Source organism: Acetobacter oryzifermentans (assembly GCF_001628715.1).
In the GTDB taxonomy this organism is placed as follows: domain Bacteria; phylum Pseudomonadota; class Alphaproteobacteria; order Acetobacterales; family Acetobacteraceae; genus Acetobacter; species Acetobacter oryzifermentans.
Genome location: NZ_CP011120.1, coordinates 803,422 through 819,536 on the forward strand (window position 1 = coordinate 803,422; position 16,115 = coordinate 819,536).

Genomic DNA, 16,115 nt, shown 5'->3' on the forward strand with positions numbered 1-16,115 from the left:
ACAGCATGGATTTTTCTGCCATTACCGTGCTGTGCTTGGGTGATGTCATGCTGGACCGTTTTTTATACGGCAGCATGGATCGGATTTCGCCCGAAGCCCCGGTGCCTGTGTTGTTGCTCGATTCCCGGCGGGAAATGCCCGGAGGGGCCGGTAATGTGGCCAGCAACATTATCTCGCTTGGGGGGCGGGCCATTCTGGTGGGGCTGAGCGGTCAGGATGAGGCCGGAGCCTGCCTGCGCACCACGTTGGCGGAAAAAAAACGGCTGGTGGATGCTACAGTGCAAAGTGCGGCCCGGCCCACAATTTGCAAAACGCGCTTTATTGCCGCGCATCAGCAGGTTGTGCGGGTGGATGAAGAAAGCCACGCGCCAATGGCGGAACCCGAGCAAGAAGCCCTGTGCCGCCAGATTGATGCACATATCGGGGGCTGTCAGGCAGTGGTGGTGTCTGATTACGGTAAAGGTGTGTGCAGCCCAATCGTGCTGTCTCATCTGTTCCGTGTGGCGCGGCAAGCTGGCGTGCCTGTTTTTGTAGATCCCAAATCCACCGATTACACACTTTACAAAGGCGCCACCTGCATTACCCCCAACGCCAAGGAGCTGGCCGCAGCCTCTGGCATGCCGGTGGATACCGCAGCGCACGTAGAGGCCGCCGCCAGCAAGGTGATGGCGCAGGCCGATGCGCAGGCTATTTTGGCCACTCGTTCTGAAAAAGGCATGATGCTGGTACGGCGCGAGGGCGAGGTGCTGGCGGTGCCTGCCCGTGCGCGGGAAGTGTTTGATGTTTCCGGCGCGGGAGATACCGTTATTGCCACTATGGCGTTGGCTGTTGGTGCGGGTATGTCGTTCGAGCAAGGCATGCGCGTTGCCAATGCGGCGGCTGGCGTGGTGGTGGGCAAGCTGGGCACGGCCACGGCTGATATTCAGGAAGTTCTGCACGAGCTGGAAGAACAATCCGGCCCGGATGAAGTGCCCCACCTGATGCCATTAGGGGTCGCTTGCGCACAGGTGGCGCGCTGGCAGGCACGCGGCCTGCGTGTGGGCTTTACCAACGGATGTTTTGATATCATCCACCCCGGCCATATCAGCTTGCTGGCAGAAGCCCGGAGCGCGTGTGACAGGCTGGTGGTGGCGTTGAACACAGATGCCAGCGTCCGCCGCCTGAAAGGTGAAACACGGCCTGTTAATTCACTGGAATCTCGCGCGGCTGTTATGGCGGCTATCCGTTATGTAGATGCCGTGGTGGCGTTTGATGAAGATACGCCGCTGGAGCTTATCCGCGCCCTTATGCCAGATGTGCTGGTAAAAGGGGCGGATTACCGGCCCGAACAGGTTGTGGGGGCGGATATTGTGCAGGCCGCAGGGGGCAAGCTGGTGCTGGCCAATTTGCAGCAAGGGCATTCCACCACATCTACAATCGGGCGGATTCGCAAGGCATGACAGTGCATGACCTGCCCGGCGCAGAAAATCTGCCGCTTATTGCCGTGCGCAATCGCTTTGCGCGTTGGTTGTTTGATGATGCCTTGCCTTTCTGGGCCAGCACAGGCTGTGATGGCACGCCCCAAAACCCGGCGGCTTTGGGGGCGCAGGAGTGTCTGACCTTACAGGGCACGCCAGCCTTGCCGCCATACAAGCGTGTAAGGGTGCAGGCGCGGCAGCTTTTTGTGTTTTCTTGGGCTGCGTTAAAAGGCTGGCAGCCAGCGGCGCAACGGGCGGAAAGCCTTTTCAGGTTTCTGCTCAATGCCCATAGGCCAGATGGTGGATGGGTTAAGCTTCTGGCGCGTGATGGCGCGGTGCTGGCTGACAGTGCAGATTTGTACGATATCGCTTTCGTGCTGTTTGCACTGGCATGGTATGGCCGGGTGGAACGCACAGGCCGGGCCGTAGAATTGGCGCGGCAAACGCTTGCGTGGCTGGGGCAGGCTATGGCGCTGCCAAACAGCGGGTTTATGAATGCCCTGCCTGCCGATGGTGCATGGCGGCAGCAAAACCCCCATATGCACTTGCTGGAAGCTGTTCTTGCCCTGCATGAAACCACAGGTGATGCCGCAGATCTGGCGCAGGCCCATGCGTTATATGCGCTATTCAGCCAATACTTTATGGATGAACGCACCGGCACATTGGGCGAATATTTTGGGCCAGACTGGCAACCCGCCACAGGGCCAGAAGGCCAGTGGTGCGAGCCGGGGCATCATTTTGAATGGGTTTGGCTGTTGCAGGCTTATGCCCGCCAAAGTGGTGTAGATACTACCGCGCAGGCCGCACGCTTATACCATTTTGCACATCAATATGGTGTAGATACCCAAACAGCATTGGTGCGCGATGCCGTTGCGCGGAACGGGCAGGTGCTTAAACCCACCTTCCGCCTTTGGGTGCAAGGCGAGGCCTTGCGTGGCGCGCTGTGCCATGATCCGCAGGATCAAGCAGGTTGGGCTACGCGCATGGCCACTAATCTGCTTGATCGGTATTTTACGGGCTGCCCCACGGGCACATGGCTGGATCAACTGGACGCACAGGGCGTGCCTGCCGTTACGCAAATACCAAGTAGCTCGCTTTATCATATTGTAACGGCGTATGATGCGTTAGATCAGGCCGCACGCGCCTACGTGCCACCGGCCTAAAAAACGCTGTGCGGAAATGTGCGTGTAAGCAGGACGTAGCAGCGCGAATCTGATACAAGCGGTGTTGTGAGCATGACAACAACAGATACCCCCAGCCAGAAGGACGAAAGCCTTCTGGCCCTTACCCTTCGGCAGCCCCCGGCCAATGTGGAGGCCGAACAGGCGCTGCTTGGCGCGTTGCTGACCAACAACCGCGCCTATGACCGTGTTTCGGACTTTTTGGCCGGTGAGCATTTTGCCAACCGCGTGAATGGCCAGATTTATGAAGCCATTGCTCGGCGCATAGAAAACGGCCAGTTGGCAGACCCTGTTACCATGCGGGCCGAGCTGGAGCATTCCGGTATTTTGGCCAGTGTGGGCGGTATGGCCTATATGGCCAAGCTGCTGTCCTCTATGGTCGGGATTATCAACGCCGGGGATTACGGCCGCACCATTCATGATGCATGGATCCGCCGCCAGCTCATTGATATTGGTGAAAACGTGGTGAACAGCGCGTTTGGCACCACCATGGGCCTTTCCGGGCAGGATCAGATTGAGGCAGGGGAAGAAGCCCTGTTCAAACTGGCAACGGAAAAAGGCAATGAAGGGGATTTTGTTTCCTTCAACAAGGCGCTGAGCGGGGCTATTTCTGTTGCAGCCCAAGCCTTCCAGAATGAAGGCCACGTTACAGGCCTGACATCTGGCTTGCGCGATCTGGATAAAAAAACAGGTGGGCTGCATCCATCGGACTTGCTGATTCTGGCCGGGCGTCCTGCTATGGGGAAAACGGCGCTGGCAACTAAAATGGCCTTTTCCGCCGCACGCGCCATTATGGATGATGCCGAGGAAACAGGAGAAAAGCCCAAAGGGGCGGTGGCTATTTTCTCGCTCGAAATGTCGGCAGAGCAGTTGGCTACCCGTATTTTGTCTGAACAGGCCGAGGTTTCGGGCGAGCGTATCCGCCGTGGTGATATTGGGCAGAAGGAGTTTGACCGCTTTGTGCGTGTCAGCCACGAACTGGCCCGTCTGCCGTTGGTGATTGATGATACGCCAGCTATTTCCCTTTCCGCCATGCGCACGCGCTGCCGTAGGTTAAAGCGTACGCAGGGCCTGTGCCTTGTGGTGGTGGATTACCTCCAGCTTATGCGGCCATCTGTTGGCACCCGCCCAGAAAGCCGTGTGTTGGAAATTTCCATGATCACGCAGGGGCTTAAAGCCATTGCCAAGGAACTGGAAGTGCCAGTTATTGCGCTTTCCCAGCTTTCCCGTCAGGTGGAAAGCCGAGAAGACAAGCGGCCCATGCTGTCGGATTTGCGTGAATCCGGATCTATTGAGCAGGACGCCGATGCGGTGATGTTTGTGTACCGTGATGAATATTACCTGCAACAGCGTATGCCCAAGGAAACAGCTTTTGAATCTATGGAGAAATACTCCGTGGCGATGGATGAATGGCAGCGCAAGATGAGCTTGGTGCATAACAAAGCCGAGCTTATTTTGGAAAAGCAGCGTCATGGCCCCACGGGTACCATCAATCTGTTTTTCGAAGGCGAATACACGCGCTTTGCAGATTTGGATACCATTCATCAGGATCATTAAACCTGTTAAAAAGGCCCCGCATGCTGGGGCCTTTTTAGTAAAAACTTTCTAATATCCAGGTAACTTTAAAAAGTTCTCACGCTTGTTGTGTGGTGGCGTATGTGCCACTGCACGAACGTAGAGATATATTGCGCCAGCGTTTTTCCTAAAACACAACGTGGCAGGGTTTCTGCGGGCCATACAGGTGGCCCGCAGGAATAGAGTGGCCTTGTTAAACGGTTATCAGGTTTTGCCGCACCGTAACCGGGATCTTGTTTTCCTGAAACGCCTTCCAGATTTCAAAAAGAGCAGCACTGCGCACAACTTTTATGTCTGTGCCATTTGCGGCCTTGGCAGATCCAATCAGCAGGGCAGAGCCATCAGATACAGAAGACATGCTGACACTTGGCTGCACGCTTTCATCCACATCCTTGCACGCGGCCAGAGTGCGAGCCATGACATCCATGGCTTTATCCAGATCAGATGCAAATGGCAGGTTGAGTTCTATGGTAAACACACCGGGCTTTTGTGCCTGTGTAGCGTTTTTAACCGCCGAGGTAATAAACTGCGAGTTAGGGACAATCATGGTGGATTTGTCCTCTAGCCGGATATCGGTAGAGCGTACGCTAATGCGTTCCACCGTGCCGGTAACGCCCGCAATAGTAACAACATCCCCAATGGAAACCGGGCGTTCGGCCATAAGGATAATGCCCGAAACAAAGTTTTGCACAATGGATTGCAAGCCAAAGCCAATGCCCACAGAAAGCGCGCTAACAACCCATGTCATGCTTTTAACGGTAACGCCCAGCACCGCCAGCATGCTAAGGCCAACTAAAATCCATGCTGCATAGCTTAGAATACTCAGGATAGAGGCCTGCGCCCCGATATCCAACCGTGTAGTGGGGAAAAACCTTTGCTTGAACCAAGATTTTAAAATGTTGATGGTGTAATAGCCCACCACCGGCAACACAGCGCACAGCAAAATGGCATCCAGAGAGATGTGGGAACCATCGGTGCTGGCCTGACCATGAAACAGCCAGTAAAGCTGGTGCCATATCTGCTGTGGGTCAAACCCATCGCCGCTGGTGGCAACGGCATAAGCTACGGCCAATAACAGCACATTTACAATACCGGGCACCACCACACACATCTGGTTTACAAACCGCGGGGGCAGGCCCAGTTCTACCAAATGCCGCCCCAAAGGTGCACTGGCCGGAAAAAGCGTGCTGGCCATAGCCGTAACCAAAAGAGAAAGCAGCAAAAGGCCTGTCATGCTGATAGCCATCATGCTTATCCATGAGATGATGGTATAAGCCAGCGGAATGTAGCCAGAAAAAACAGCCAACCAGCAGATAATGGAAACGCCCATAGCTAGACTGATTAAAAACTGAGTGCGGGAAGGTTGGCTGAGGGTATCTTCTGTTTGATCGGAAATGCGCAATTCCCGCGGAATGGCAAATAGCAGGGGGCTTACAGCCAACACATACAGGCCATCCATTAATTGTACGGACAGCATGGAAATGCCGCTTTGCGTATCAATATAACGCAGGAACCCGCGCATAATAAGCGCGCCTGCCAACCAGAGCGGAAACAGCCGTAAATTACGCGCAATGGCGTCCGATATCGGAAAGATACGCCATTCCGGATGGCGCGAAAGCAGGCAAAACCCCAGTTCAATCACAAGCCCGCAAAGCGGAAACTGCGCGCCCATCATACTGCCAAGCGTGCTTAAATCTTCATCCAGCGCAGAGTTATCAAAGGCTAGAACGCTCCACACAATCTGAAAGGAAAAGCCCCAAGCCAGCAGGCTGAGCACACCACAAATAAGAGTTGCAATAATGGGGCGGATACGCCCCGCAGGCAAAAAACGCACCACCACCCGGCGGATAATCCCGTGTGAGAAAAACCACCCCACCAGAAGCAAGGCGGAAAGTGCTATGCCACCCAGAGAAATAAAAATGCGCTTGCCAGCAAAAGCTACCCCCAGCACCCCCAGGGCTTCACCCCCTAGAGCGCTGAACCGCGTGGCGTCTGCATGGAAATGATTGGTAAACTGAGACCAGAAGTTGATCCCAAGCGGTGAAGGAAAGCGCTGCCACAAGGTGGCTTGCTGTATGGCCGTGCCATGTTGGCGCAGTTCACTTACAAGCTGTTGGGCTTCTACCTGATACAGCTTAAGCCGCGTCATGCGGGAATTGATATCCTGCTGCTTTTTGAGCAGAAGCGTGCGCTGCTCGGTAATGGAGGCCGGTTCTGCGGGGTCATCCTTGCCCGGTGGTTTGCCCAGAATATCCAGAAAGTTCTGATAAACCGCCTGATAGGGTTTTAGGCGGGCTTGCAGGGTATCTGTTTGCGTGGCCACAGCATTGGCGCGGCGCAGCAGGGTGGCAAGCTCTGTTGTGCTTTGGCCGTTGCTTCTTTCCTGCTGGCTGCTTTGGTAAATGGCGCTTATTTCTGTGCCAATACTTTCCAGCGTGCTGTTACTAACAATATTCGCAGTATTGGTAATAAGGGTTGTTGGGGCCGGTGCTGTAACTGGTGCATTTTTTGTATCTGCTGCCAGAAGGGGGGAGCTGGTGCCAAAAAGCACGGCACCCTGCGTGAGTACAAAGCACGATAGAAAAAAAGAACAGAACCGCTTCAAACGCATCAGAAAACCTTGTGTTTCAGGTGTCTGGAAAAAATAACCCTTATGTCCGTAACGTAGCGGCGCAAGAGGGGGTTGCGCCACTTTTAAGCAAGCAGCGTGGTGTTATAAGGAGAGTATGTGCAAGTTTCTGTTTTGTGCAGGCAGCATATATGCTGTGCACATTCCAACAGGCAAACCCCTGCCATCAGTAGCGGCAGGGGTGAAAATCAACTTATCGGAAAAGAGGTGGGGTTAGTCGTCATCACCAGTTTTCAGGTGATCATGATACCCGTATTTTTCCCACTGAGCGGCTGTGGTCAGATGCTTTGGTTCGCTGGAGCTGAACATGCCACAGGCGGATAGTCCCAAGGTGCAGGCTAGCAGCAGAACCGCGCGTTTCATCTTACCGAATATCCCTTACCCGTTTTGTCTGCTTTTTCTATCTCATTGCAGGGCAGTGCGGGCAAGTGGAGATTGCAGCCAAGTATGATTAACGCCGCAATTCCATGCTGATGGGCCCTTCACGCCGCCCGTGTGTGAACTGATCTACATACGGGTTGCCGCTGTTCATGAGGGAAGATGCCGCGCCCTGCCAGATCAACTTGCCTTTGTAGAGCATGGCGGCTTCATCCCCAATGCGTTGGGCAGAGGCCATATCATGCGTAATGGCAATGGCGGTGGAGCCCAGTTTTTTCACGCAATCTACAATCAGCCCATCAATGACCGCGCCCATAATGGGGTCTAGCCCAGTGGTGGGTTCATCAAAAAACAGAATATTCGGCTGGGCGGCAATGGCGCGGGCCAGGCCCACCCGCTTTTGCATGCCGCCAGAAAGTTCGGAGGGGTATAAATCCCCTACAGAAGGATCAAGCCCCACCTGCGCCAGAATGGTGCCTGCATGGTTGCGGGCATTCTTGCGGGTGATCTTATGCAGGGCCAGTAGCCCGAAGGTAACGTTTTCCCATACGGTCAAACTGTCAAACAGAGCGGCGTTCTGGAAGAGCATGCCAATTTCGCTGCGCAGTTTTTCACGCCGTTTTTCCGGAGCGGCCAGAACGTTTTCGCCATCAATTTCAATAATGCCGGAATCTGGCGTAATCAGCCCCAGAATACAGCGCAGCAGCACGGATTTGCCCGAGCCAGATCCGCCGATAACAACAAAGGATGTGCCTTGCGCAACATCCATGGAAACACCATCCAACACCTTTTTGGTGCCGAAGGATTTGTGCAGGTCTCGAATACGGATTTTAGGCGTGGTGCCTGTCATGGTCTGGCTCATTGTGAAAAGAACAGGTCTGTCAGCAGGTAATCAAAGGCCAGCAGCATGATGGAGGCCGCCACCACCGCGGCTGTTGTGGCAGAGCCCACACCTTCTGCCCCGCCTTTGCTGTTGTAGCCGTAATAGCAGCCCATCAGCGCAATAAGGAACCCAAACAGCGCCGCTTTTACCAACCCCACCGTGACATCAATGGCCTTAAGAGAGTTGAGCGTGGCTGTAATGTAAGCAGGGGCAGAAAAGCCCAGCTTCACCACCGCTACAGTAAAGCCACCCGCAACGCCCAGTATGTCTGCCACCAACACCAGCAGGGGCAGGGCAATCAGCCCGGCCAGCAGACGTGGGGCAACCAGATACTTCATGGGGTTGGTGGAAAGGGTTGTAAGCGCGTCTATCTGGTCTGTTACGCGCATGGTGCCAATTTGGGCAGCCATGGCGGCACCTACGCGGCCCGCTACCATAAGGCCCGCCAGCACAGGCCCCAGTTCACGCGTAACGGCCAGCACCACAATACCGGCAATGGCGCTTTGGGCGTGGTATTGTGCAAACCCGGTATAGGATTGCAGCGCAATTACCCCGCCAGAAAATAGCGCCGTAAGGGCTACAACAGGCAGAGAAAAAAAGCCCGTTTCTAAAAAAGTGGATAAAAATACCCGGCCGTAAAACGGGGGGCGCACAATGTGCGAAAGCCCAGAAGCCGCAAACAGGGCCAAAGCCCCCGCCGCGCGAATAAGGGAAAGTGTAGCGCGGCCAAGGCGGGCCACAAGATCAAGCACCATGTCCATGAGTGTGGACTGTCCGTTCCTGCTGAAGTGTGAAAAGGCAGTTCCAGAGCCGTAACCTGTGCGGGCGGGTTCGTCAAAGCATCGTTGTGTGGTGGGGCTGGGGGATGGTGGTCTTGCAATAATAAATATTTGTTTAAATTTATGAACAGAGGTGGCAAACACCCCCCTGCCATTTTGCACAATGGCACTCTATAGGGGTGTTCAATTATGGATGATGTTTCCCGTTCTGTTTTTGTATTTGGGTCTCCTTGCACCACCAATTACGGCAAGGTTGTCTTTCTGCCCGATGGGCAGCTTTACGGGTATCGGCACGAAAACGAACATACATGGCGTATGGATGGAGAGGAGCTGTGCCTGCTGAATATGCAGGAGCAGGTGAGCAGCCGGTATCATCGAACGGGAAACGGGTGGGCTGGCACAGTAGAAGGCCGCAGATACCCCCTGTATCTTAACACCCTGATAACAACAAACACGTGTGAAACACCGGGCCTGCCGCCCGTTATGGTCAACACCATTCCCAAGGCAGGCACGTATTATGTGGAAGCTGCGTTAAAGGCGGCAGGCTGTCCTTCCCACCGCCTGCATCTGGGTGGAGAGGATGTGGTGGATGATTACCGTGACCTGCCGGATGAACGTGTGCACATTATGCCCGAAAGCGTGCGGCTGTATTGCCCGCTGGATCTGGTAACAGCCACGCTGCAAGGTGGGCACGTTGTGGCGCATTGTGATTTTCAGCACGTAATAGACCATGTGCGCAGCCAAGGTGTTGTGGTGCTTTCTGTTGTGCGGAACCTGCGTGATATCATGAAAAGCATGTTTCGCTTTTTGCTATACATGATCCCGCCTGAGCCAGATGATTTTCTGGGCCAATTCTGGCGTGAGCAGGAAGGCGATGCCCGCGTGGCGGCCTTTTTAGCTGTAGAGCATGAACGTGGGCTGGAGCATGTGCGCCAGATGGCCCGCATGATGCTTGCTGATACATCGCCCCAAAGTATTGTGCTGCGTTATGAAAGTCTGAAGCAGGGTGATTTGCAGCCGCATAATATTGAAAAATTGCAGGCCATCAATCCAGAGTTCACGCAGCGCCTGTCTGCCGCATTTGTGCAGACATATGGTGCACGCACCCCAACATTTTCGGGCAAGGTTCGGCAGCAGCCAGACCCGTGGTGTGATGTGTTTGAGGCGTATTTCCATAAATCCGGCATGGCCGATCTGAACGCGCAATTGGGCTACGCATAAAAAACAGTTTCCGCGAGCCCTTGAGTTTGTTCCCGTTTTATTCCACATCAGGGGGGATGAACCGGACAGCACAAGAGCTTGCCTGATGGCTAAAAAACCTTCCCGCACCTATGTTTGCACCAACTGTGGCGCTGTACATGCCAAATGGGCAGGGCAGTGCGATGCCTGCGGTGAATGGAACACGCTGGAAGAAATGGCTGTAGAACCCTTGGCCGCATCCTCTGCCGCAGTGCGTGGTGGCAAGGGGCGGCGCGTGGCGCTACAGGCGCTGGAAGGGGAGATCAAACTTCCACCGCGCACCCAAACAGGTATTGCAGAGCTTGATCGGGTTTTAGGCGGTGGCCTTGTGCCTGCCTCTGTTGTGCTTGTGGGGGGAGACCCCGGCATAGGTAAATCCACCCTGCTGCTTCAGGCCGCCAGCAAACTGGCAGGCAAGGGCGAGCGAGTGCTGTATATTTCTGGTGAAGAAGCGGTAGATCAGATCCGCCTGCGGGCGCAACGCTTAGGTGTGGCCGGGGCCAAGCTGGATCTGGCAGCATCTATTAACGTGGCAGATATTGTGGCCACGCTGGAAGCCGAGCCCGATGTGCGGGCGGTGGTGATTGATTCTATCCAGACCATGTGGCTAGAAACCATAGATAGTGCACCCGGCACGGTCTCTCAGGTGCGGGCCTGTGCGTTTGAGCTGATACGCGCGGCCAAGCGCCGGGGTTTCAGCCTTATTCTGGTGGGGCATGTCACCAAGGAAGGTGCGCTGGCAGGCCCGCGTGTGTTGGAGCACATGGTAGATGCCGTGATGTATTTTGAAGGCGATAGAGGCCACCAGTTTCGTATTTTACGTGCGGCCAAAAACCGCTACGGCGCAACAGATGAAATTGGCGTGTTTGCCATGACAGACCGCGGGCTGGAGGAAGTTAGCAACCCATCTGCTCTGTTTCTGGCTGAACGACGAGGTAATATTGCCGGGTCTGCCGTGTTTGCCGGGCTAGAGGGCACGCGCCCCGTTTTGTTGGAAGTGCAGGCGCTACTGGCCCCTAAAAGCGGAGATGGCGCACCACGCCGCGCCGTGGTGGGGTGGGATACAGGCCGCCTTTCTATGTTGCTGGCTGTGCTGGAAACACGCTGCGGGCTCAAACTTTCTGGCATGGACGTGTATCTGAACGTAGCCGGGGGTTTGAAAGTGGCGGAACCTGCGGCCGATCTGGCCGTGGCAGCGGCTCTGGTTTCTGCCGCCAGCGGCGTGCCCACCAGCCCTGGAGAGGTTTATTTTGGCGAGGTAGGTCTTTCTGGCGAAGTGCGGCAGGTGGCGCAAGCCGATGCCCGTTTGAAGGAAGCCGCCAAGCTGGGGTTCGACCGTGCCGTGCTGCCCCGGCGCATTGCACGCGGTAATACGCGCTCTCGGCCGCCGGAGGGGCTGCATCTGCGTGAAATCGGCCATATTTCTGATCTGGTGAGCGCGGAAATGGAAGCCGAGTGAAACTGACACGTTGCTTTTTGTACGATGTATCGATATAGTGCGCCCCATAAAGATGCGGATGTAGTTCAATGGTAGAACGGCAGCTTCCCAAGCTGCATACGAGGGTTCGATTCCCTTCATCCGCTCCAACTTCCCGAAGACAAATAAATCAATAAATTGCGAGCCTACAGCTAGTAGCACGATATACCGTGCTGGTGGGTGGTCAGCCGTTGTTCTGCCAATGGATGTGAGAAGATACTTGTTTCGCAAAATATGTTCTCTACACAAGATAAATCCTGAGCAAGGAACTTTTTTGGGTTCCTTTTTTTGTGGCGATATGGCTGCGCGGAGCTGCTTACGATTACTGCTTTTTAAAGAGCAGATATACGGAGAATGCACAGTACTCGTGTTGAAAATAAACAAATAAGAAATACATTCTGTTACAGTTTTGTTAAACGAGGAGAGAGAAATGAAAAAGACACTTTATATGTGTGTCGCTGTTCTTGGCCTCGGGTTTGTACAGAGTGCTTCTGCAGCCACATGGGATGGTGGTGTCTCAAGACATGTTGAGGTCAAAAACCCGGATCAGCCCGATACAACCAAAGGCGGTGTATGGGATGGTGGGGCAGCCAAGAAGGTAAAGGTGGAAGACCCGGATACGCCGGATACCACCAAAGGTGGTGTGTGGGATGGCGGTATATCTGAACACGTGCCCGTAAAATACCCAAGCATGCCGCAGTAATGTGGGAATGCCCTGTTTTAATGTTGGTGTCATGCGGCCATAAAACATTGGAACAGGGCATGGCTTCTTTGCCCTTCCAGAATGACCAAGTGTTTGCGGCATGGGAATGTGTAAAGCGTTACTTGTTCCGATTTTTGGTGTGGGAGCAATATATATGAATATATATACAGATCATATTACTTAAAATTCATAGTAAACAAGAAAATTAACATCAGAATATATAAATATATTTATGATTATAACTGCAATTCTCAAATTTTTAATATAGTATATATGGTATTTTCCTTTTAAGACAAAGAATTATACATATCGCGCATAGAATCAAACCACACTAAGAAAGCAGATGTGTGCTCAAGCGCATGTACATTGTGCATGTGGCAAGATAATTTTTTATGAAATTATTGTTTCATATCCGATATGGTAAGCATTCTTTGTTTTGGAATACATGAAAGAAATACAAAATACTCTTTTTATTATTTAACAATACATCTTGATTATACAAAATATAGAAGTAAAAAAGATTCAGATTTTTTTATTATAATCTCTTGAATATCATATATTGTTGTGTGATGATTATAAAAAGAGGTGTGTATATGCAATACATATCTGTCCCGTAACAGATTGCAACAAGGAGATCCTCTACACGTGGCATATCTGATGCAGGATATCATTTTTGTACAGAAACGGCTTTATCGCTTTTTTTGTGCGTGTGCGTCTGGGTTTCAACTTCATGCAGGCGCGGGCTGATGATGAATAATTCCTTTGTCCGGCATGCGCGCTCTCATGCCACTTCAGTGTGCCGTGGGTCTCGCGGGTTTGTTAAGGCAAGCTGTTCTTTGGTAGCACTTGGTCTGGCTGCTTTTGCCGCTCCAGAGGAAGTGCGGGCAGAACAAACGCTTGTTTCCGTTAAGGGGATCACCCTTCAGGGTGCGCTGGATATTGGTGGGTCTGCTTTTTTCCTGCCCAATACCAACTTTGGCGCAGGGTCTTATGGCACCAAATCTTCCGGCGCTTTAGTGCGGCATAAAAACAGCACATATGGCGAATTTTACGGCAAGCCTATGCTCATGGGGTCTTGGCAAACAGGCTGGGGCTTTACCGTTATTGGCAAGGCATCTGCCATTGGCGCCACCACGTTGGGTGATGGTGATGCGGAAGAAGTTTCTCAAACATCTGGCACGCCGCGTTCCATTTATCTGGAAGAAGCCAATCTGGGCGTAGAAGTGCCGTTAAAGATGGCAGGTGGCAACCAGATTCTTACGGTGCTGGGCGGCAGGCAGGCCTTTGCGGTGGATGATGGCTTCCTGATTGGTAAAGGCACCTACAGCGCGGGTGATAGAGGTGCATGGTGGTATGCACCGCGATATGCGTTTTCTGGCCCCGGTGTGATCAAGCTGGAAGGTGATTCCGTGCGTGGGGATGTCTTTATGTTGGAAAGCAATTCCGACAACGACATTGACCGCGGGTATGACCGCCCCAAAACCAAGTTTGTTGGGTTTGATGTATCTTGGTTCAAGAACAAACCCGGTGGGCATGGGGGTTCTACATATGCAGATCGTGCTGCATATGTAACGTTAACCTACTTCCATGTGCGCGATGCAGATGGGTCATCTCATTACGATTATTCCACGCGTGCAGATCGTAACGGCATGAACGTGGCGGCTCTAAGCTGGGGCGGCACGTTGTTTCCCGTTAAGGCGTTGGGAATTTCCAAGAACTTTACGTTCTATGGCAACTTTGTATCCGAGCAGAACAGCCACCCAGGCAATGGCTACAAATCTGTAGAAGCCTACGGCATGTTTTTCGAACCCGGCTATACGTTTTCCATGCTGCCGTGGAAGCCGCATCTGTTTTATCGGTACACGCGCTTTGGCGGCGGCAAAAATGCCGAAGGTTCGGTTAAGCGCAATTACGATACGTTCTTTTTGTACGATGGTAAGCGCTACACCTATGGTGGTTACTGGCCGGGTGAAATTGTGGGCATGTATCTGGCCCCACTTTCTGATCTGGAAGTGCACCAGTTTGATCTAACAGGCACGCCACCGGTGCACCTGTTTCGTAAAAAGGATGAGCTTAAGCTGGGTGTGCATTTTTACGATCTCTCCTTGCTGTATCCCTCTGGCATGGGGCTGAAGAACGTGGGCCGCCATGTTTCAAACGAAGTGGATTTTACGGCCGAATATATGCTGGATGAAACCACATCAGCCGCTGTTGCCGCAGGCACGGCCTTTAGTGGCCCGGCAGGGCGTGCGCTTTCTCGTGCAGGGGTGCCAACGGGGTATCGCATGCACAATATCGGGCGGCATGCAGGCGTGCTGGAAGCCTATTTTTACAAGCATTTTTAACGAAGATTTCCCAAAACAAAACGTTTTGGGGTAGAAACACTTACAGGATAACAAGAACAAAGGATTTCCTGATGCCCGAACCGACAACCCTCCCTGCGGGAAAACCTGCAGACGGGCTGCGTAATCGCCACATTGCCATGATCGCTTTGGGTGGCACTATTGGGGCTGGTCTGTTTGTTGGCAGTGGCGCTGCCATTGCAGCAACAGGGCCTGCGGTTCTGCTGGCGTTTCTGCTGGTAGGATTTCTGGTTATCCTGGTGATGCGCATGCTGGGGGAAATGGTTGTGGCGGACCCCGGGCGTGGGTCCTTTGTGGAATATATTCGCGCCGCACATGGAGATAAGGTGGGCTTTACCGCTGGGTGGCTTTACTGGTTTTTCTGGGTGGTGGTGTTGGGCAGTGAGGCCATAGCCGGTGCCATTTTGTTACAGGATTGGGTACATCTGCCGGTTTGGCTGCTTTCTATTGTGCTGATTCTTATTCTTAAACTGATCAACTTTGCTGCCCCCCGTGTTTTTGGTGAATGTGAATTCTGGCTTTCTGCCATTAAGGTTTTCAGCATTATCGCCTTTATTGCTATTTCTCTTTTATATGCGGCGCATGTGTTTGGGCCCGGCGTTTCTGTAAAGGAAAACCTGCTGGGGCATGGCGGGTTTTTTCCGCATGGTATTGTGGCGCTCCTTTCTATTATTCCCACCATTTTGTTCACCATGATGGGTTCGGAAATTGCCACAGTAGCAGCGGCTGAATCTCCAGAGCCGGGTAAAAATGTGGCCCGCGTAACCCGCAGCCTTGGCCGCCGTATTACACTGTTTTACGTAGCCGCCGTGGGTATGATCCTGATTGTGGTGCCGTGGACAAACATTGTAGCTGGCAAGTCACCTTTTGTGGCGGCTATGGATGTTATGGGCGTGCCGGGCGCGGGGCTGCTGATGCGGATTGTGGTGCTAAGCGCCATTTTATCCTGCCTGAACTCCGCCATGTATATTACATCGCGTATTCTGACAGAGCTGGCTGCTCAGGGTGATGCCCCGGCGTTTCTGGCGCGGAGTTCGGCTGCTGTTGTGCCGCGTAAGGCCATTATCGTTAGCAGTGTGGCAGGTACGTTGGTGGCTTTCTCATCCATTCTTGCACCGGGCACCATCTTTGCTTTCCTGCTAAGCTGTAGTGGTGGCGTTATTCTGTTAATCTACAGTCTGATTGTAACATCTTACATTGTGACGCGCCGGGCAGCACGGCAGGCTGGCACAGAAGCAGAAAATTACACGTTGCCGCTTTTTCCGCTGTGCAATTACCTTACGCTGGCCGGTGTGGTGCTGGTGTTTGTGGCTATGCTACTGAACCCATCCGAACGGATGACGGCTCTGGCAACCATGGGCAGCACAGTGGTGTGCTACCTTATGGCCGTTTACTTTGCCACCAATAACAAAAAAGCTGGCTGAACTTTACGTTTAACTGAGTATTCCCGC

General features: G+C 53.3%; 12 protein-coding genes and 1 tRNA gene. 9 read left to right on the forward strand and 4 right to left on the reverse strand.

Annotated elements, in window-relative coordinates; genetic code table 11:
• Positions 1-5 precede the first annotated feature (5 nt).
• The 3 genes from hldE (at position 6) to WG31_RS03965 (ending at position 4,195) form a co-directional block, all read left to right on the forward strand.
• Entirely contained in the window at positions 6-1,439 is a 1,434-nt protein-coding gene (gene hldE / locus WG31_RS03955; RefSeq protein ID WP_063353701.1) for a bifunctional D-glycero-beta-D-manno-heptose-7-phosphate kinase/D-glycero-beta-D-manno-heptose 1-phosphate adenylyltransferase HldE, read from the forward strand.
• A complete protein-coding gene (locus WG31_RS03960; RefSeq protein ID WP_063353702.1) occupies positions 1,436-2,620 on the forward strand; it encodes an AGE family epimerase/isomerase in 1,185 nt (394 codons plus the stop codon). The genes hldE and WG31_RS03960 overlap by 4 nt, the downstream gene beginning before the upstream one ends.
• A 72-nt stretch (positions 2,621-2,692) precedes the next feature.
• Complete coding sequence (locus WG31_RS03965) at positions 2,693-4,195, forward strand: replicative DNA helicase (RefSeq protein WP_035354090.1); 1,503 nt, start codon at positions 2,693-2,695, stop codon at positions 4,193-4,195.
• A gap of 211 nt (positions 4,196-4,406) precedes the next feature.
• Here the strand turns inward: WG31_RS03965 and WG31_RS03970 are convergent, their stop codons facing one another.
• From WG31_RS03970 to WG31_RS03980, 4 genes are all read right to left on the reverse strand, one after another.
• Positions 4,407-6,824: a mechanosensitive ion channel domain-containing protein gene (locus tag WG31_RS03970; protein ID WP_063353703.1), complete on the reverse strand. Its 2,418-nt coding sequence runs from the start codon at positions 6,822-6,824 to the stop codon at positions 4,407-4,409.
• Between the two features lie 231 nt (positions 6,825-7,055).
• A complete protein-coding gene (locus WG31_RS15780) occupies positions 7,056-7,205 on the reverse strand; it encodes a hypothetical protein (RefSeq protein ID WP_003629136.1) in 150 nt (49 codons plus the stop codon).
• Positions 7,206-7,293: 88 nt separating this feature from the next.
• Positions 7,294-8,082 (reverse strand): ABC transporter ATP-binding protein, encoded by a 789-nt coding sequence (locus WG31_RS03975; protein WP_006116305.1) that lies wholly within the window; start codon positions 8,080-8,082, stop codon positions 7,294-7,296.
• Positions 8,079-8,864: an MlaE family ABC transporter permease gene (locus tag WG31_RS03980; protein ID WP_003629138.1), complete on the reverse strand. Its 786-nt coding sequence runs from the start codon at positions 8,862-8,864 to the stop codon at positions 8,079-8,081. The genes WG31_RS03975 and WG31_RS03980 overlap by 4 nt, the downstream gene beginning before the upstream one ends.
• Positions 8,865-9,071: 207 nt before the next feature.
• On the opposite strand from WG31_RS03980, the gene WG31_RS03985 reads away from it, so the two are divergent.
• From WG31_RS03985 to WG31_RS04010, 6 genes are all read left to right on the forward strand, one after another.
• Positions 9,072-10,103, forward strand: a complete 1,032-nt coding sequence (locus tag WG31_RS03985; RefSeq protein WP_063353704.1) for a hypothetical protein — start codon at positions 9,072-9,074, stop codon at positions 10,101-10,103.
• An 85-nt stretch (positions 10,104-10,188) separates the two neighbouring features.
• A complete protein-coding gene (radA, locus tag WG31_RS03990; protein ID WP_063353705.1) occupies positions 10,189-11,580 on the forward strand; it encodes a DNA repair protein RadA in 1,392 nt (463 codons plus the stop codon).
• Positions 11,581-11,634: 54 nt separating this feature from the next.
• Positions 11,635-11,708, forward strand: a tRNA-Gly gene (locus WG31_RS03995).
• Positions 11,709-12,028: 320 nt separating this feature from the next.
• A complete protein-coding gene (locus WG31_RS04000; protein ID WP_035354085.1) occupies positions 12,029-12,301 on the forward strand; it encodes a hypothetical protein in 273 nt (90 codons plus the stop codon).
• 749 nt (positions 12,302-13,050) lie between these two features.
• Positions 13,051-14,646, forward strand: coding sequence for a hypothetical protein (locus WG31_RS04005; protein ID WP_035354083.1), 1,596 nt, complete (start codon positions 13,051-13,053; stop codon positions 14,644-14,646).
• A gap of 71 nt (positions 14,647-14,717) precedes the next feature.
• Positions 14,718-16,088 (forward strand): amino acid permease, encoded by a 1,371-nt coding sequence (locus WG31_RS04010; RefSeq protein WP_063353706.1) that lies wholly within the window; start codon positions 14,718-14,720, stop codon positions 16,086-16,088.
• Positions 16,089-16,115 lie beyond the last annotated feature (27 nt).